We start from the raw sequence: 708 nt of genomic DNA, 5'->3' as shown, positions 1-708 counted from the left end.
CTGAGGTCGAAAAAGAGTTCAAAGCGGGCGGTCTCAAAACCTCGTTAGATGCGCCTAATCTTGCCAGTATTGGTGAGGATATTGATGCCGGTATGGATAAAGACAGTGGTCAGGTCGACGGCCTAAAACTGCGCGTCGGTCATGGCGATGAAGATGACTTTATTTATGAAGTTAACTTAATCAAAGCTGAACGCCCTAATTTCACATTGAATACATCAACCAAGCACGCAGAGTACTACTACCGTGCTGAGGTGTTCTTGAGTGAAGGCTCGCAAGAATATGACTTGGTTGGTTATACCAAAGAGCAGGTATTGGTCGATATCTTAAATCAGTACGAGCGTCATTTGCAGTATCTGCATTTAGAGCGTTAATGGCTTAGACTATCGCGCTATCAATCGATATATACGATAGCTGATAAGTGACTATCTTTATAAGAAGATTTTATAAGAAATGACCCCATAAGTTGGATGCAGCTTTGAACTGACCCCCATAAGTTGGACACAACTTATGGGGTATTTTTATGACGAACAAAACAAGCGAGAATCAGTATAAGTGAGAGATAACATATAGCCAATATAAGGTAAAATCCATCAAACAAGCGGATAGGTTTTTACACAAGCAAAGGATATCGTTGTGAGCAGGTTAAAATACATAGCGCATTACTCAGAGCAGATTCAAACGCAAGCGGCGCAAATGATAAGTGACGGC

Annotated in this window: 1 pseudogene; it reads left to right on the top strand. The window is 41.4% G+C overall.

The window, feature by feature from the left end:
- Positions 1-371, top strand: a pseudogene (locus ACS8FC_RS17505) (choline transporter); the annotation flags it as partial.
- Positions 372-708 lie beyond the last annotated feature (337 nt).

The organism is Psychrobacter sp. 1Y4 (assembly GCF_051847555.1).
The sequence above is the reverse complement of the archived record's forward strand: the minus strand, read 5'-3'. Positions and strand labels throughout refer to the sequence as shown.